The 15,657-nt window shown below is 74.3% G+C and carries 10 protein-coding genes; 6 read left to right on the top strand and 4 right to left on the bottom strand.

What is annotated here, in order from left to right; all coding sequences use genetic code 11:
• A partial coding sequence (locus EFE23_RS29510) for a pentapeptide repeat-containing protein (RefSeq protein WP_369410317.1) occupies nt 1–131 on the top strand: 131 nt, incomplete at its 5' end.
• 247 nt (nt 132–378) lie between these two features.
• Here the strand turns inward: EFE23_RS29510 and EFE23_RS03450 are convergent.
• Together EFE23_RS03450 and EFE23_RS03455 are read right to left on the bottom strand one after the other, a co-directional pair.
• Entirely contained in the window at nt 379–1,485 is a 1,107-nt protein-coding gene (locus EFE23_RS03450) for a winged helix DNA-binding domain-containing protein (protein ID WP_233600843.1), read from the bottom strand.
• 107 nt (nt 1,486–1,592) lie between these two features.
• Entirely contained in the window at nt 1,593–2,327 is a 735-nt protein-coding gene (locus EFE23_RS03455; protein WP_123239415.1) for a YsnF/AvaK domain-containing protein, read from the bottom strand.
• Between the two features lie 343 nt (nt 2,328–2,670).
• Here EFE23_RS03455 and wrbA point away from each other — a divergent pair, with 343 nt between their 5' ends.
• Nucleotides 2,671–3,288, top strand: a complete 618-nt coding sequence (wrbA, locus tag EFE23_RS03460; protein WP_123239416.1) for an NAD(P)H:quinone oxidoreductase — start codon at nt 2,671–2,673, stop codon at nt 3,286–3,288.
• Between the two features lie 65 nt (nt 3,289–3,353).
• Here the strand turns inward: wrbA and EFE23_RS03465 are convergent, their stop codons facing one another.
• A complete protein-coding gene (locus EFE23_RS03465) occupies nt 3,354–5,273 on the bottom strand; it encodes a chorismate-binding protein (protein WP_123239417.1) in 1,920 nt (639 codons plus the stop codon).
• A 262-nt stretch (nt 5,274–5,535) separates the two neighbouring features.
• Between EFE23_RS03465 and EFE23_RS03470 the strand changes: the two genes are divergently transcribed.
• The 3 genes from EFE23_RS03470 (at nt 5,536) to EFE23_RS03480 (ending at nt 10,305) form a co-directional block, all read left to right on the top strand.
• The gene (locus EFE23_RS03470; protein WP_123239418.1) at nt 5,536–6,939 is read left to right on the top strand and encodes an FGGY family carbohydrate kinase; all 1,404 of its coding nucleotides are present in this window, start codon (nt 5,536–5,538) and stop codon (nt 6,937–6,939) included.
• 109 nt (nt 6,940–7,048) lie between these two features.
• Complete coding sequence (locus EFE23_RS03475) at nt 7,049–9,886, top strand: sensor histidine kinase (protein ID WP_233600844.1); 2,838 nt, start codon at nt 7,049–7,051, stop codon at nt 9,884–9,886.
• Entirely contained in the window at nt 9,883–10,305 is a 423-nt protein-coding gene (locus EFE23_RS03480) for a roadblock/LC7 domain-containing protein (RefSeq protein ID WP_123239419.1), read from the top strand. Before EFE23_RS03475 ends, EFE23_RS03480 begins: the two co-directional genes overlap by 4 nt.
• 48 nt (nt 10,306–10,353) lie before the next feature.
• Here EFE23_RS03480 and EFE23_RS03485 read toward each other — a convergent pair whose 3' ends face one another.
• Complete coding sequence (locus EFE23_RS03485) at nt 10,354–11,847, bottom strand: GH1 family beta-glucosidase (protein ID WP_123239420.1); 1,494 nt, start codon at nt 11,845–11,847, stop codon at nt 10,354–10,356.
• 859 nt (nt 11,848–12,706) lie between these two features.
• Between EFE23_RS03485 and EFE23_RS03490 the strand changes: the two genes are divergently transcribed.
• Nucleotides 12,707–15,604, top strand: a complete 2,898-nt coding sequence (locus EFE23_RS03490) for a glycoside hydrolase family 48 protein (protein WP_199736910.1) — start codon at nt 12,707–12,709, stop codon at nt 15,602–15,604.
• The last annotated feature ends 53 nt before the right edge of the window (nt 15,605–15,657 follow it).

Here is a 15,657-nt window from a genome sequence, read left to right on the forward strand (position 1 = left end):
ACCACGCGGACCTCAGCGGGGCGGACCTGACCGGGGCGTCCCTGCACGGGGTCGTCTGGCGGGCGACCACGTGCCCCGACGGCACGAACAGCGACACGGCGGGCGGCACCTGCGCCGGTCACCTGTCCTGAGGCGACCGGCCGGAACGAGGAGTGGGGGAGGCGGCGCTGGTCATCGAGCCGCACATACGACGGACGGTGAAGGTGACGGGCCGGCGGCTCGGCTCGGGGTACGCGATCGCACGCGTCTCGTGCTGACCGCCGGACACGTGGCCGGCGACCTCGCGGATCTCTGCACGGTCGCGCTCAGCGACGACGCCGAGGGCGTCGACCGTGCCGGGTGTTCCTCACCGCCGGCACGCCGGTCGCGCGCTGACCGTCAGTCGTCGACCCGGTCCAGCGCCAGGTCGAGGAACCGCGCGTACGCCTGGAGCGCCGACCCGACCCGGGCGTCGGTCGCCGGGTCGAGCGGGACCAGTGGGCGGACCCGGACCGCGACCCGCTCCCTGCCCAGCGTCCGCTTCCAGATGCCCACCACCCGGCCGCCGCGTACCACCGTCGACTGGAAGACGCCGTTGTTGCCGGGGACCACGGCGGCGGCGTGCGCCGGGTCGAGCATGAGCGTCCGGTCCTTGAAGCCGAGCAGGTATTCGTCGAAGCCGGGCAGCGTGTGCACATCGTCGACCGGCTCGCGGGGCGCGTCGAGCAGCGCGGCGTCGACCAGCGCCGCCGCGCCGTCCACCTCGACCGGGGCGAGGGCGTCACCGGCCACCGCGATGCCGCGCCGGGCGTCGGTGACGGTCAGCCCGGTCCAGCGGGCCAGGTCGTGCGCGGTGACCGGGCCGTGGCTGCGCACGTAGCGCAGTGCGAGCAGCCCGAGGGCCTCCTCCCGGTCGGGCCGGCGCGGGTCGGGCACCCACTCGTCGAGCAGGGCGAACGTCTGCTCCTTGCCGACCTGTGGGGCGATGCAGGTGACGCCGCGCTGGCTCGCGTACCACAGCAGGTGGTAGCCCCGCTGGCCGCCGGTGTCGAGGCCGGCGGCGTTGAGCGCGGCCAGGCACTCGGCCCGGGTCAGCCGGCCGCCGCCGGCCAGCGCGTCGCCGAGCACGTCGACGGCGCGGTCCGCGTCGCTCTCGCTGAGGCCGAGCTGGGCCCGGCGGGTGGCGGCGCCGGCGAGGGTACGCACCCCGGTCACCGCCAGCATCCAGTGCGCGTCGCGGGCGGGCACCAGGTGGACGGTGCCCCGCATCGGCCAGGTGCGCAGCGCCTCGCGTCGCTCCAGGGCCGCGCGCACGTCCGTCCGGCGGCGGCCGGGCAGGCGTACGCCGAGCGACCATTCGCCGCTCGCCACGTCCTGGGCCTGCATGGCGCCGAACCACTCCACCACGTCGGCCACGCCCTCGGGGCGGGCCACCGGATGCGGGCGCAGCAGCAGGCTGGTCATGCGCAGCGCCAGCGCCTCGGCGCCGGTGAGCCGTACCGGCACGGCCACCTCCCGTCGATCGTGGACGGCCAGCATAGGCGGCCAGCCCGACATTCCGCGGCCGGGAGGTGACCGGGCGGGTGGCGGAGCCGCCACCCGCCCGCGGATCGTCACCGGTCGCGGCGTGCGACGTCCGGTACGTCCGGGTCGACGACCTCGCGGCGGACCTGCGCGTGGACCGGCCGCTCCTCGACGACCTCGTGCCGGGCCAGCCGGACCCGTTCGACCGGGACCCGCTCCTTGACCGCCACCGGACGCTCGGCGTGCAGGACCAGGTCGCGCTGCTCCTCGCCGAGGTCGGCGGGGACATCGCCGGCGTTCGTGACCGGCTCGTGCACGACGGTCACCTCGTCGTGCGCCACCGGCACCGTGCCGTCCACGTTCTCGGTCACCACGCGCGTGCGCAGCCGGGCCGTACCGACCGGCTCGCGGACGGTGCCGAACCGGGCCCGTTCCTCGACGCGGACCGTCTCGGGCGCGCCGGTCGATCCCCGGGGCGGCTGCTCCGGCTGTCGGACCGCGCCCTGCCCAGGCAACTGGTAGTGCCGGTAGAGCAGGGTGAGCTGGTCGACGCCGAGGGGCTGCTCGGTGTCGCTTTCCACGGCCGGGGCGCCGCGCACGGTGGCCCGGTCGTACGGCAGCCGCACCCGGCCCGGCTGCAGCCGGGCGGCGTGCAGCGGCGCCATCGACTCGTCGTGCGTCCCGGAGCCGGTCCGCACGCTGACCCAGGTGGGCTCGCCGGCGGCGTCGGCCCAGACCTGGCCCACCCTGCCGATCGTCGCGCCCGAGCGGTCCTGGACGTCCTGCCCGTACAGCGAACGGACCTGCTGTTCGGTGAGGCGCATGGTTCGTCCCTCCTCTCGCGGGTCACCGACGGGATCCCCGTGGAGGGCGGACGCATGCCCGGGAAGCCGGACGAATAGGAGGAGCAGGAGCAGATCCCCTGATCGCGCTACGCCAGCCACGCCGCCGGCGGAGCGCGATCCCCCGTTCAGGTGCCCGGTGCGGGGCGGCTGCCTGTGCCGGCACCGGTGGGAACAGGATCCCCGGTGCCGGGATTGCGGGCGCCGGTTGAGGACGGAACTTGCGCAAATCTTGAGGCCGGCCGCGGGGCGGCCCGCCGGCGTTTGACGCCGCAACTAACGGGTAGTCGCCCGAGCTGATCCGGAACCGAGGAGGAATCGTCTGATGGACGGCCAGATCAAGGTCGCGGTGATCTACTACAGCGCGACCGGCACCACCTACCAGATGGCGCAGTCGGCGTGCGAGGCCGCCGGAGAGGCGGGCGCCGAGGTACGCCTGCGCAAGGTGCGTGAGCTGGCGCCCGACGAGGCGATCCGCTCCAACTCCGGCTGGCAGGCCCACCGCCTGGAGACCCAGGACGTGATGGAGGCCGAGCCGGACGACCTGGCCTGGGCCGACGTGGTGCTGATGGGCGCGCCCACCCGGTACGGCATGATCGCCGCCCAGCTCAAGCAGTTCATCGACACCACCGGCCCGCTCTGGTCCCGGGGCGCGCTGGCCAACAAGGTCTACAGCGGCTTCACCTCCACCGCCACCGCGCACGGTGGGCAGGAGGCGACGTTGCTGTCGTTGTACACGGTCTTCTACCACTGGGGCGGGATCGTGGTGACCCCCGGCTACACCGACCCCAGCCAGTTCGTCGCCGGCAACCCGTACGGCGCGTCGCACACCAGCAACAACGGGGAGATCCCGCCGGACCACGTGGCCCTGGCCGCGACCGCGCTGACCGCGAAGCGGGCGGTGCAGATCGGCGCCGCCCTGAAGCGGGGCCTCGCCGGCTGAGACCTGGCGACCGGTGGTCGGGCGGGGGCTCTCGATCCCGCCCGGACCACCGGCCATCTCTGGCCCTACCCTCGTGCGGCCGATCCATGCCCGGTCAGCGCGGGCCGGTCGAGCAGGTGCCCGAGCAGGTCGGCGAGCACCACCATCCCGTCCCGGCTGAGCACCGATTCCGGGTGGAACTGCACACCCGCGAAACCGGCCCCGCGCAGCGCGTGCACCGCCCCGTCCGCCGGATCCCGGGACAGCTGCACCGGGCCGTACGGGGTGGCCATCCGGTCCGCCGCCGCCCGGGCGGTGAAGCTGGAGTAGAAGCCGACCCGGCGGGTCTCGCCGAACAGCCGGATGTCCCGCGGCACCCCCTGGTACGGCGCGTCCCGCCGGTGCAGCGGCAGCCCCAGCAGCCCGGCCAGCAACTGGTGACCCAGGCAGACCGCCAGGGTGGGGCGACCCGCCGCCAGCAGCCGCGCCAGCAGCGCGCGGAGTGCCGCCATCTTCGGCTCGGCGAGGTCGTTCGGGTCACCCGGGCCGGGACCGACGACCACCAGGTCGTACCCGTCGACCGGGCCGGCGGCGTGCCAGTCGCGGCGGTCCACGGCCAGGCCGAGCGCGCGCAGCTGATGCGCGAGCATCCCGGTGAAGGTGTCCTCCCCGTCGACGATCAGGGCCCGGCGTCCGGCCAGGCCGGGCAGCGCGGTCGCGCCCGGGGTGCGCTGGTCCAGCCAGAACCGGGCCAGCGGGGCGTTGCGGGCGGCGAGCGCGGCGCGTACCTCCGGGTCGTCGGCCAGCCGCGGCGCGGCCTCGGCGCCCGGGCGCGGGGCCTCCGGGCCGAGGCCGAACGCGGCCAGCACGCCGGCCGCCTTGGCGTGCGTCTCGGCCACCTCGCCCTCGGCGGTGGAGTGCCGGACCAGGGTCGCCCCGACCGGCACCCGCAGCTCGCCGGCGGGGGACAGCTCGGCGGTCCGGATCAGGATCGGCGCGTCGAGGGTCTGCCGGCCCTCGTCGTCCCGGCCGAGCAGGGCGAGCACCCCGGCGTAGTAGCGCCGGCCGGTGCGCTCGTGCCGGGCGATGACCCGGCAGGCGTTCTCCATCGGGCTGCCGGTGACGGTCGGGGCGAACATGGTCTCGCGCAGCACCTCGCGCACGTCCCGGGTGCCCCGCCCGGCGAGCAGGTACTCGGTGTGCGCCAGGTGCGCCATCTCCTTCAGGTACGGGCCGACCACCTGGCCGCCGTGCTCGGCGACGGTGGCCATCATCTTCAGCTCCTCGTCGAGCACCATGTACAGCTCCTCGACCTCCTTCGGGTCGTGGAGGAAGCGCAGCAGCGCGTCCCGGTCGGCCGCCGCGCCGGTGTGCCGGAAGGTGCCGCTGATCGGGTTCATCATGACCAGGCCGTCGTCGACGCTGACGTGCCGCTCCGGACTGGCCCCGACCAGGATGCGGCGGCCGGTGTGCACGACGAACGTCCAGTACGCGCCGCGTTCGCGCAGCAGCAGCCGGCGCAGCGCGGCCAGGGCCGCCACCAGGGGCGGCCCCTGCACGGTGGCGCGCAGGGTGCGGTGGATGACGAAGTTGGCCCCGGCCCCGTGGCCGATCTCCTCGCGGAGCACCCGGCCGACCGTGTCCGCGTACTCGGCGTCGGAGATGTCGAAGGTCGCGTCCCTGGTCCGCACCGGGACGTCGGGCAGCGCGGCCACCACCTCGTCGAGGGGGATCCGCCGGTGTTCGGCGATCGCCAGGTACTCCAGCGGGGTGCCGTCGTCCACGCAGGCGAACCCGCGTTCGGCGATCTGCCGGTAGGGGACCAGGGCCAGGGTGCGCGGCCCGGCGCCGCCCTCGGGCAGCGGGAGGTCGGCGAGCCGGTCGACGGTGCGTACCGTGCCGGTGAACAGCGCCAGGTGGTCGCCGCCGGCGCGGCGGACGAGCGCGAACGGGCCGGGGTCGAGGCCGGCGGCGACGGCGGCCAGCGGGTCGGTCGGGCGGTTCATCTCGGGTCTCCTCGGTGGGCCGGTGGCCGCCGGCGGGGCGGCCCGGTGTGCCGGGAAGAGACCGGCGGCCGCCTCGTCGGGCGGCCGCGTCGGGAAGCTACGCGCGGGGGTGGGCCGCCGGGTCGGCGGGCCACCAGCAGGACACGTGCGCGAGCATGACGATCACTGTACGCGAGCGCGCGGCCCCGCGGAACCCGGTCGCCGCGCCCGCCCGCCCGGATCTTGGCTTCGGGGCCGTCCCCGGCGGGTAGGTTGACCGGCGATGAACATCCTCGCGCTCGACCTCGGCACCTCGTCGGTACGCGGGCTGGTGCTGGACGCCGACGCCACCCCGCGGCCCGGCGCGCTGGCCCGCCGCAAGGTGCACCTGACCACCGGCGAGGACGGCACCGGCACCCTGGACGGGTCGACCTACCTGGCCTGCCTGGCCGAGTGCCTGGACGAGCTGGCCGCCGGCGGGCACCTGCGCGACGTCGAGCTGGTGGCGGCCTCCGCGCAGTGGCACTCGGTGCTGCCGCTGGGCGCCGACGGCGCGCCGCTGGGGCCGGTGCTGACCTGGTTGGACACCCGGCCGGAGCCGTTGCCCGGCGCCCGGGGCCCGGTCGACCCGGACGCGTTCCACCGGCGTACCGGCGCCTGGTGGCACCGCTGCTACTGGTCGGTGCGGCTGCCCTGGCTGCGGGAGCGGGTCGGCGCGCCGGTCGGCCGGTTCGTCGGGCTGGTCGAGTACGTGCTGGGCGAGCTGCTCGACGAGGCGCCGATGTCCGTGTCGATGGCCTCCGGCACCGGGCTGCTGGACCTGCGCCGGCTGGAGTGGGACGTGGAGGCGTGCGAGCTGGCTGACGTACGGCCGGAGGACCTGCCGGCGCTGGCGCCGCACGGGTGGCACGGCCGGCTGCGTCCCGAGCACGTCCGCCGCTGGCCGCAGCTGGCCGGCGCCCGGTGGACCGCGCCGGTCGGCGACGGGGCGGCCTCCAACATCGGCTCCGGCTGCGTGGATCCGACCCGGGCGGCGGTGACCGTGGGCACCTCCGCCGCGGTACGGCTGGTCCAGGCGTTGCCCGCCGGGGCGGAGCCGCCGCCCCTGCCGGAGGGGGTCTGGCGCTACCGGGTGGACCACGAGCACGTGGTGACCGGGGCGGCGTACTCCAGCGGCGGCAACCTGTACGCCTGGGCCACCCGGACGCTGCGGCTGCCCGAGGGGGCCGAGCTGGAGGCCGCGCTCGCCCGGGCCGCCGCGAACCTGCGGGTGCGGGCCAATCCGCGGTTCGGCGGGGACCGGCCGCCCGGGGTGTCGCCCGCCGGCTCAGGCGAGCTGCGCGGGCTCAGCTTCGGCGCCACCGCCGTGGACCTGCTGGCCGGGCTGATGACCGGCCTGTGCCGGCTGGTCGCCGACGACCTCACCGTGCTGGAGTCCGGCGTGGACGCCCCGACGGAGGTGGTGCTCGGCGGCGGCGCGATGGCCGCCTCCGCCTGGTGGCGCGGCGCGTTCGCCGAGGCGCTGGCCCCCCGGGCGGTGCGTTACCAGCGCAACCCGGAGGTCGGCGCGACCGGCGCCGCGCTCGTGGCGACGGGGCGCATCGCCGAGGCGGCGCACCTTGGCGGCATCGGCCGGACGGACGAACCCGGTCCGCCGAACACCGTAGTCGTCGACCCACCGCGCTGACGTTCCTGGTCGCGGGTCCGTACGATCCGTTGACACCGCCCGACGGCCTGGTTGGATGGACCCCGCTCCCCCCGCCGTGGCGGAGTCGAGGGAGAGCGAGGAGGCAAGTGTGGGCGCAGGTCCCGACCCGGCCGGCCGCGCGGCCACGCGGTCGCCCCGGAGTCCGGCCGAGAACCGGCGGGCGGTGGCCCGGCGGCGTTCGGTGTTCCGGTTGCGGGACTGGCGGATCCGCACCAAGCTCGCCACCGTGCTGGTCATCCCGTCGTTGGCCTTCCTGGTGCTGGCCGGCGTGCAGACCCGGGGGCTGGTGGGGCAGACCACCGCGTTGAGCGACTTCGCCCGGCAGGTGGGCATCGGCCGGCAGATCACCACCGCGGTGGACCGGCTCCAGCAGGAGCGGGACCGCGCCGCGGGTGAGCTGGCCGCGCTGCGCCGGGGCGGCGGCGCCGAACGGGACGAGGCGCTCGCCGCGCTCCAGCCGCTGCAGGCCGCGTCCGACCGGGCGATGTCCGAGCTGCGCGACGCCGCCGAGCCCCTGGCCGGCGCCAGCGCGGCCTGGCGGGTCGCCTACGCCGAGGCCCTGGAGGCGTACGACCAGGTCGTCTACATCCGCGCCGCGATCCCGCCGGCGGTGCTCAGCAGCGACACCATCCTGAGCAACTACCACCGGTCCATCGCGGCCCTGCTCGACCTGCTGGCCGAGCCCTCACCCGGGGACGACCAGCGGGCGCTCACCGACGCCGTGCTGCGGTACGTGCAGCTGTCCCGGGTCAAGGAGTTGTCGTCCCGGATCCGCGCCGAGCTGTACGCGGCCGCCCGGGCCGGCCGGTACGACGTCGACGACCAGGTGACCCTGACCGACCTGCGGGCCCAGCAGCTCACCGCGCTGGGCGCGTTCCGGGTCGCGGCGACCAACGCGCAGATCCGCCGCTACGACCAGACATCGCTGGATCCGGCGTTCGTGTCGGCCACCAAGCTGGAGGAGAAGACCCTCCCCAACGGCGCCGCCGAGCCGGCGCTGCTGCCCGCCCCGCAGTGGTGGGCGGCCAGCGAGCAGCGGCAGGAGCTGCTGCGCCAGCTGGAGAGCGAGGTGCTCGACGACGCCGTACGCCGGGCCGACGACGCCAGCGCCCGGCAGCTGCGCGACACCCTGCTGGTGGTCGGTGGCATCGTGGCGGTGCTCCTGATCGCGGTGCTGATCTCGCTGCTGGTCGGCCGTTCCCTGGCCCGGTCGATGCGCCTGCTGCGCGGTCAGGCGCTGCGGATCGCCCAGGTCGAGCTGCCGCTCACCCTCGACCGGCTGCGCGCGGTGAACCGCCCGGTCGGCGCGATCGACGTGGCTCCGGCGGTCATCACCTCCCAGGACGAGCTGGGTGAGCTGGCCGAGGCGTTCGTGGCGGTGCACCGCAGCGCCGTCGACGTCGCGGTCGACCAGGCGCTGATGCGGCGCAACGTCAACGCCATGTTCGTCAACCTGGCCCGCCGCAGCCAGGTGCTGGTCGAGCGGCAGCTGGAACTCCTCGACGAGCTGGAACGCGAGGAGGACGACCCGGACCAGCTGGAGAACCTGTTCAAGCTCGACCACCTCGCCGCCCGCATGCGCCGCAACGACGAGAGCCTGCTGGTGCTCGCCGGCACCGAGTCCAGCCGGCGCTGGAACCGGCCGGTGGGCCTGAACGCGGTGCTGCTCGCCGCGAGCGCCGAGATCGAGCAGTACCAGCGGGTGCGCCACGAGTCCCGGGCGGAGCTGCACCTGGTCGGGCACGCCGTCGGCGACCTGGTGCACCTCTTCGCCGAGCTGCTGGAGAACGCCACCGCGTTCTCCCGCCCGGACACCGTCGTGCAGGTCGTCGCGCGGGCCGAGGGCACCGGCGCGGTGGTGGAGATCATCGACCAGGGGCTCGGGATGAGCCCGGCCGCGCTGGCGGAGGCGAACGCGGTGCTGGCGGAGCCGCCGGCGGCCGACGTGGCGGCCTCCGAGCGGATGGGGCTGTTCGTGGTCAGCCACCTCGGTGCGCGGCACGGAGTGCAGGTACGGCTGCGGGACGGGGCGGACGGACTGGTCGCGGTCGTCCGGCTCCCCGCCGACCTGCTGGCGGCCGCCCCCGCCGAGCTGGGCCAGCCGGCCATGCCACGGATGCTGACCAGCCAGGTGGCCGCGGCGTCCCGGGCGGCGATACCGCCGGTGGGGCCGTTCGCCGGGCCGACCAGCGAGCTGCCGGTGGCCGGGCGCCGTCCGGGCGCGTCGTCGGACGGGCAGCGGATGCCGTCCGGCGTGCCGGCCGAGCTGCCGGCCGCATGGCAGTACCCGGCGGCGACCGGCCACCCGCCGGCACCGCCCGCGCCCGCCCCCGCCGAACCCGGGCCGTACGGCCCCGCCGGACCCGCGCCGTATGCGCCCGCCGGACCCGCAGCGTATTCGCCCGCCGGACCGCCACCCTTCGCGCCCGCCGGCCCGGTTGCCGGTGTTCCCGCCGGGCCGGTCTCCGGGGTGCCGGTCGGGCCGGTCTCCGGGGTGCCGGTCGGGCCGGTCTCCGGGGTGCCGGTCGGGCCGGCAGCGCCCGCCGGGGCGCCGCCGGCCGTGCCCCGGCAGAACCGGCCGCCGGTGCGGGCCGAGAACGTGCTGGCCCCGGCGGCGCCGGCCGGCGGCGGCTGGTTCTCCCGGCAGGGGCCGTCGTCGTCGGTGCTCGGTGTGACGCCGCCGCCGGCCGCGACGCCGGTCACGGCAGGGGTCAACGAGCGGGGCCTGCCGGTACGCGTGCCGATGGCCCAGCTCGCCGCGGTGACCGACACCGCGCGCCGGACCACGCCGCAGGCCCGCCCGGAACCGGATCCGGACGCGGTCGGCGGCATGCTCTCCCGCTTCTACGGCGGGGTGCGCCGGGCGGAGGCCGAGGAGACCCGAGAGATCTATTTGCCGCGCAGCGAAGGGGGACGACAACAGTGACGACGTTGAGCCAGGAGGCCCGCGATCTCAGCTGGCTGGTGAACGCGTTCGCGGAGCGGGTCCCCGGGGTGGCGCATGCCGTGGTGGTCTCCTCCGACGGCCTGCTGGTGGCGATCTCCGCCCACCTGCCCCGGGACCACGCGGACAAGCTGGCGGCGGTGACCTCGGGCCTGATGAGCATCACCGCGGGCGCGGCCCAGATGTTCGACGGGGACGTCGTCAAGCAGACCGTGGTCGAGATGGGTCGGGGCTATTTCCTGGTCATGCAGATCCGGGACGGCTCGATCCTGGCCACCCTGGCGGCGGCGGAGGCCGACATCGGCGTGGTCGGCTACGAGATGGCCCGGCTGGCGAAGCAGGCCGGTGAGATGCTCACCCCGGCGCTGCGGGCGGAACTGCAGCAGGCGCTGCCCCGCTGAACCCGGGTGACCCGGCCGGCGGTGCGGCCGCCGACCGGGCCACCGGGCTCACAGGCCGTTGTCGCGGATCACCGTGCGGTACCAGTGCGCGCTGCGCTTGAGCACCCGGCGCTGGGTCGGGTAGTCCACGTAGACCAGGCCCCACCGCTGTTCGTAGCCCTCGGCCCACTCGAAGTTGTCCAGCAGCGACCACACGTGGTAGCTCTCCAGCGGCACCCCGTCCCGGATGGCCCGGTGCGCGGCGGTGAAGTGGTCGCGGAGGAACTCGATCCGGCCGGCGTCGTCGACGGTGCCGTCCGCGGCGAGCCGGTCCGGGCAGGGCAGCCCGTTCTCGGTGACGGTGAGCGGGATCCGGCCGTAGTCGCGGGTGACCCGGGTCAGGATGTCGTACATGCCCTCGGGGTAGATCTGCTGCCAGTCGGCCTCCGAGGTGGGCCACTTGCGGACCGTGTCGCCCTGACCGGTGACGTAGATGGGCGTGTAGTACTGGACCGCGAGCAGGTCGACCGGGCTGGAGATGACGGCCAGGTCGCCGTCGCGGACGGCCCGCACCATGCGGCTGTCCGGGCCCAGGTCGGCCAGCACGTCCTCCGGGTACGCGCCCTTGAGGATCGAGTCGAGGTAGAGGCGGTTCTCGTAGCCGTCGTACAGGCGGGTGGCGGTGGCGGCCTCGGCGGTGTCGTCGGCCGGGTAGCAGGGGTGCAGGTTCAGCGCGGGGCCGATCCGGCCGCCCGCGCCGCTGGCGCGCAGCGCCCGCACGGCGAGGCCGTGGGCGAGCTGCAGGTGGTGGGCGACCAGGTACGCCGCCCCCGGGTCCTGCTGGCCGGGGGCGTGGTGTCCCCAGATGTAGCCGTTCTGCACCACGGTCTTCGGCTCGTTGATGGTCAGCCACACCGGCACCCGGTCGCCGAGGGCGCGGAACATCACGTCGGCGTACTCAGCGAAGCGTTCGGCGGTGTCCCGGTTCTCCCAGCCGCCGGTGTCCTGCAGCGCCTGGGGGAGGTCCCAGTGGAACAGGGTGGCCATCGGCGCGATGCCGCGCTCGTGCAGCCCGTCGACCAGCCGGCGGTAGAAGTCGAGGCCACGCTGGTTGGGCTTGCCGGAGCCGTCGGCCTGCACCCGGGGCCAGGAGATGGAGAACCGGTAGCTGCGCAGGCCCAGGTCGCGCATCAGGTCCAGGTCCTCGGCGTAGCGGTGGTAGTGGTCCGCGGCGACGTCGCCGGTGTCGCCGTTGCGGGTGCGGCCCGGGGTGTGGCTGAAGGTGTCCCAAACGGATTCGCCCCGCCCGTCCTCCTTGGCCGCCCCCTCGATCTGGTACGCCGAGGTGGCCGCGCCCCAGCCGAAGTCCGGCGGGAACCGCAGCGGCCCGTCCGGGGCGCCGCCGGGGGCGGTGTCGGGCGCGTCGTCGCAGCCGGCGAGGCCGGTGGAACTGGCGGCGATCCCCGCCGCGACGGCGCCGGCGAGCCCGGCGCGGGCCACGCCCGCGGCGGTCGCGGACGCGGCGGCACGACGGAGCAGGCGCCGTCGGGTGAGTAGCGACATGGATGTTCTCCTCGAAGTGACTGGCCGCCCGACGGCCGGGAGCGCTCCCAGCATAGGCCGGACGCGGCCGGCCGCGTTGCCCTGGGCGGGCCCGTGGTGCGGGTGGGGCCCGGCCTGGCCGGGCGGCCGGAGAATGGCGGGCGGGTGTCGCTCGGGGGCGGGGCGAGCGGCGAGGGGTGGGACGCATAGCGAAGAAGGCCGGCCGGGAGGCGCGTCGCGCCTGTCCCGTCGGCCTCTTTTCCCGTCGACAACGGGGGATTAGTGTGGGGACGGGGGAGGGCAACCCCCGTCCCCACCTGTGATGCACACACGCACGTGTGGAATTGGCGTCCTGCCGTGCGTGTCGCGCGGGAGCCGGGCCACGCGAGTGGCTCTGGTTCCACCTCCCTCCATGTCGGTGGGTGACGGCTGACGGCGGCGTCCGGGCTGGCCCGTCGTCAGCCTCCGGGGCTGGGGCATCGGGCACCACGGGTGCACCCGACGATCTTGTACTTGCATCTCCGTCGATGGAAGCGCTCCCATCGGCGATGCTTGTGACTGTAACGCCCGTCACCCGTTTGTCAAAGCCCCTACACGAGATCGAAACATCGACCTGCCTGTCCTCCCTGCCCGTTGTGGTGGGAGCGCTTCCATGGCAGACTCTCAACTCATCGCGACGCGGAGCCAGCTCGCGCGAGTCGTGGGCCGCCGAGGGCACCCGGTACTCCCGGTGCGGCGCCCCGATCCCCGGCACGGCCGGGTCGACCACCTTTCCGGGCGCCTCCGTCCCCCCGCGTACGTCCCGTCGACGCGTGGGAGGCGCCCCGCCGGGGCCAGCGGTCCCGGCCCGGTCCGAGGAGACACCGCGCACATGAGACTCATGGCCAGACGTCGCCGCACGGCGATGTTCGCCGCCACCGCCCTCGCCATCGGCGGGGTGGCCCTGCCGGCCGGCGCCGCGCAGGCCGCCCCGGCCTGCGACGTGACGTACGCGCCGAACGACTGGGGCGGCGGCTTCACCGCCAACGTCACCATCAAGAACCTGGGCGACGCCATCAACGGCTGGACGCTCAAGTGGAACTTCGGCAACAGCACCCAGCGGGTCACCAACGGCTGGTCGGCCAAGTGGAGCCAGTCCGGCACCGAGGTGACCGCGACCAACGAGTCGTGGAACGGCAGCCTCGCCACCGGCGCCAGCACCGACATCGGTTTCCAGGGCGTGTACAGCGGCGCCAACCCGAAGCCGACGGCGTTCACCCTCAACGGGGTCGCCTGCAACGGCGCGCCCGCGAACCAGCCGCCGACGGTGTCCCTCGCGGTCCCCGCCGGACCGTTCCAGGCGCCGGCCGACGTGCCGCTGACCGCCACCGCGAGCGACCCGGACGGCAGCATCGCCAAGGTCGAGTTCTACCGCAATGGCCTGTTGGTCAACACCGATACCACCGCCCCGTACCAATACGACCTGCTCGGGCTGCCGGCCGGCAGCTACACCGTGCAGGCCAAGGCGTACGACAACGCCAACGCCACCGCGATCGCCGAGAAGTCCTTCACGGTGAACCCGGCGACCGGCCCGCAGTTGGTGGCCACCCCGTCGGCGGTGAGCGTCAACGAGGGCGGCACCTCGACGGTGAAGTACACCCTCAGCGCTGCCCCGACCGGCAACGTCCAGGTGACCCTCGCCGTCACCGGGGACAGCGACATCACCGTGTCGCCGAGCACGCTGACCCTCACACCGAGCAACTGGAGCACCGGGGTCACCGCCACCGTCTCGGCCGCCGAGGACGCCGACACCGTCGGCGGCACCGCCACCATCACCGCCTCGGCGACCGGGTACGCGCCGCTGACGGTGACCGTCACCGAGATCGACAACGACGCTCCCGGCGGCGACAACGCGTACATCAAGAAGTTCCTCGACCAGTACGGCAAGATCAAGAACTCGGGGTACTTCAGCCCCGAGGGCGTGCCGTACCACTCGGTCGAGACGCTCATCGTCGAGGCCCCCGACTACGGCCACGAGACCACCTCGGAGGCGTTCAGCTTCTGGCTCTGGCTGGAGGCCCAGTACGGCCGGGTCACCCAGAACTGGAGCCCGTTCAACAACGCTTGGACGGTGATGGAGAAGTACATCATCCCGTCGCACGCCGACCAGGCGACCGCCGGCGCCCCAGGCACCCCGCAGTACGCCGCCGAGCACAACCTGCCCAGCCAGTACCCGTCGGCGCTGGAGCCCAACGTCCCGGTCGGCCAGGACCCGCTCCGCTCGGAGCTGCAGTCCACCTACGGCACCGGTGACATCTACGGGATGCACTGGCTGCTCGACGTCGACAACACCTACGGCTACGGCCGCTGCGGCGACGGCACCACCCGGCCCGCGTACATCAACACCTTCCAGCGGGGCCCGCAGGAGTCGGTGTGGGAGACCGTGCCGCAGCCGTCCTGCGACACGTTCAAGCACGGCGGCCAGTACGGCTACCTCGACCTGTTCGTCAAGGAGTCCAGCGCCCCGGCCAAGCAGTGGAAGTACACCGACGCCCCGGACGCCGACGCCCGCGCAGTGCAGGCCGCTTACTGGGCGCTGACCTGGGCCAAGGCGCAGGGCAAGGCGGGCGACGTCGCGGCCACCGTGGCCAAGGCCGCCAAGATGGGTGACTACCTGCGGTACGCGATGTTCGACAAGTACTTCAAGAAGATCGGCAACTGCGTCGGCGCCTCCACCTGCCCGGCCGGCAGCGGCCGCGACTCGGCGCACTACCTGCTCTCCTGGTACTACGCCTGGGGTGGCGCGTACGACACCTCGCAGAACTGGTCATGGCGGATCGGCTCCAGCCACAACCACTTCGGCTACCAGAACCCCTTCACTGCCTGGGCGCTGACCAACGTGCCCGAGCTCAAGCCGCAGTCGCCGACCGCGGTCTCCGACTGGCAGAAGAGCCTCGACCGGCAGTTGGAGTTCTACACCTGGCTGCAGTCCAGCGAGGGCGGAATCGCCGGCGGCGCCACCAACAGCTGGGATGGCAGCTACGCCCAGCCGCCGGCCGGCACCGCCACCTTCTACGGCATGTTCTACGACGCCGCCCCGGTCTACCGGGACCCGCCGTCCAACCAGTGGTTCGGCATGCAGGCCTGGTCGATGCAGCGCATCGCCGAGCTCTACCTGCAGACCGGCAACGCGAAGGCCAAGGCGCTGCTCGACAAGTGGGTGCCGTGGGCCATCGCCAACACCACCGTGGGCACCAACTGGTCCATCCCGTCCGACCTGCAATGGACCGGCCAGCCCACCACCTGGAACCCGACCAACCCGCAGCCCAACACCAACCTGCACGTGACGGTGACGGCGAAGGGCCAGGACGTCGGCATCGCCGCCGCCTACGCCCGGACCCTGATCGCCTACGCGGCCAAGTCCGGCAACTCCGCGGCTAAGACCACCGCCAAGGGCCTGCTGGACGCGCTGTCGGCCGCCGCCGACGCCAAGGGCGTCTCCACGCCGGAGAAGCGGGCCGACTACAAGCGCTTCGACGACGTCTACAACGCCGCCGACGGCCAGGGCCTCTACGTCCCGTCCGGCTGGACCGGGAAGATGCCCAACGGCGACGCCATCGCCGCCGGCAAGAGCTTCCTGGACATCCGCTCGTTCTACAAGAACGACCCGGACTGGCCGAAGGTGCAGGCGTACCTCAACGGCGGCGCCGAGCCGGTCTTCAACTACCACCGGTTCTGGGCGCAGGCGGACGTCGCCATGGCGTACGCCGACTACGGCACCTACTTCCCCCAGGGATGAGGTGACGACTCCGCCACGGGCGAGTGACTCCCGCCCGTGGCGGCCGCCGGCCG

Source organism: Micromonospora solifontis, assembly GCF_003725545.1.
Classification (GTDB): Bacteria; Actinomycetota; Actinomycetes; order Mycobacteriales; family Micromonosporaceae; genus Micromonospora; species Micromonospora solifontis.

Coding starts and splice junctions, on each gene's coding strand:
- EFE23_RS03485 (WP_123239420.1), bottom strand. CDS start 11,847: ATGTCGCTACTCACCCGACGGCGCCTGCTCCGTCGTGCCGCCGCGTCC.
- EFE23_RS03465 (WP_123239417.1), bottom strand. CDS start 5,273: ATGAACCGCCCGACCGACCCGCTGGCCGCCGTCGCCGCCGGCCTCGAC.
- EFE23_RS03455 (WP_123239415.1), bottom strand. CDS start 2,327: ATGCGCCTCACCGAACAGCAGGTCCGTTCGCTGTACGGGCAGGACGTC.
- wrbA (WP_123239416.1), top strand. CDS start 2,671: ATGGACGGCCAGATCAAGGTCGCGGTGATCTACTACAGCGCGACCGGC.
- EFE23_RS03470 (WP_123239418.1), top strand. CDS start 5,536: ATGAACATCCTCGCGCTCGACCTCGGCACCTCGTCGGTACGCGGGCTG.
- EFE23_RS03490 (WP_199736910.1), top strand. CDS start 12,707: ATGGCCAGACGTCGCCGCACGGCGATGTTCGCCGCCACCGCCCTCGCC.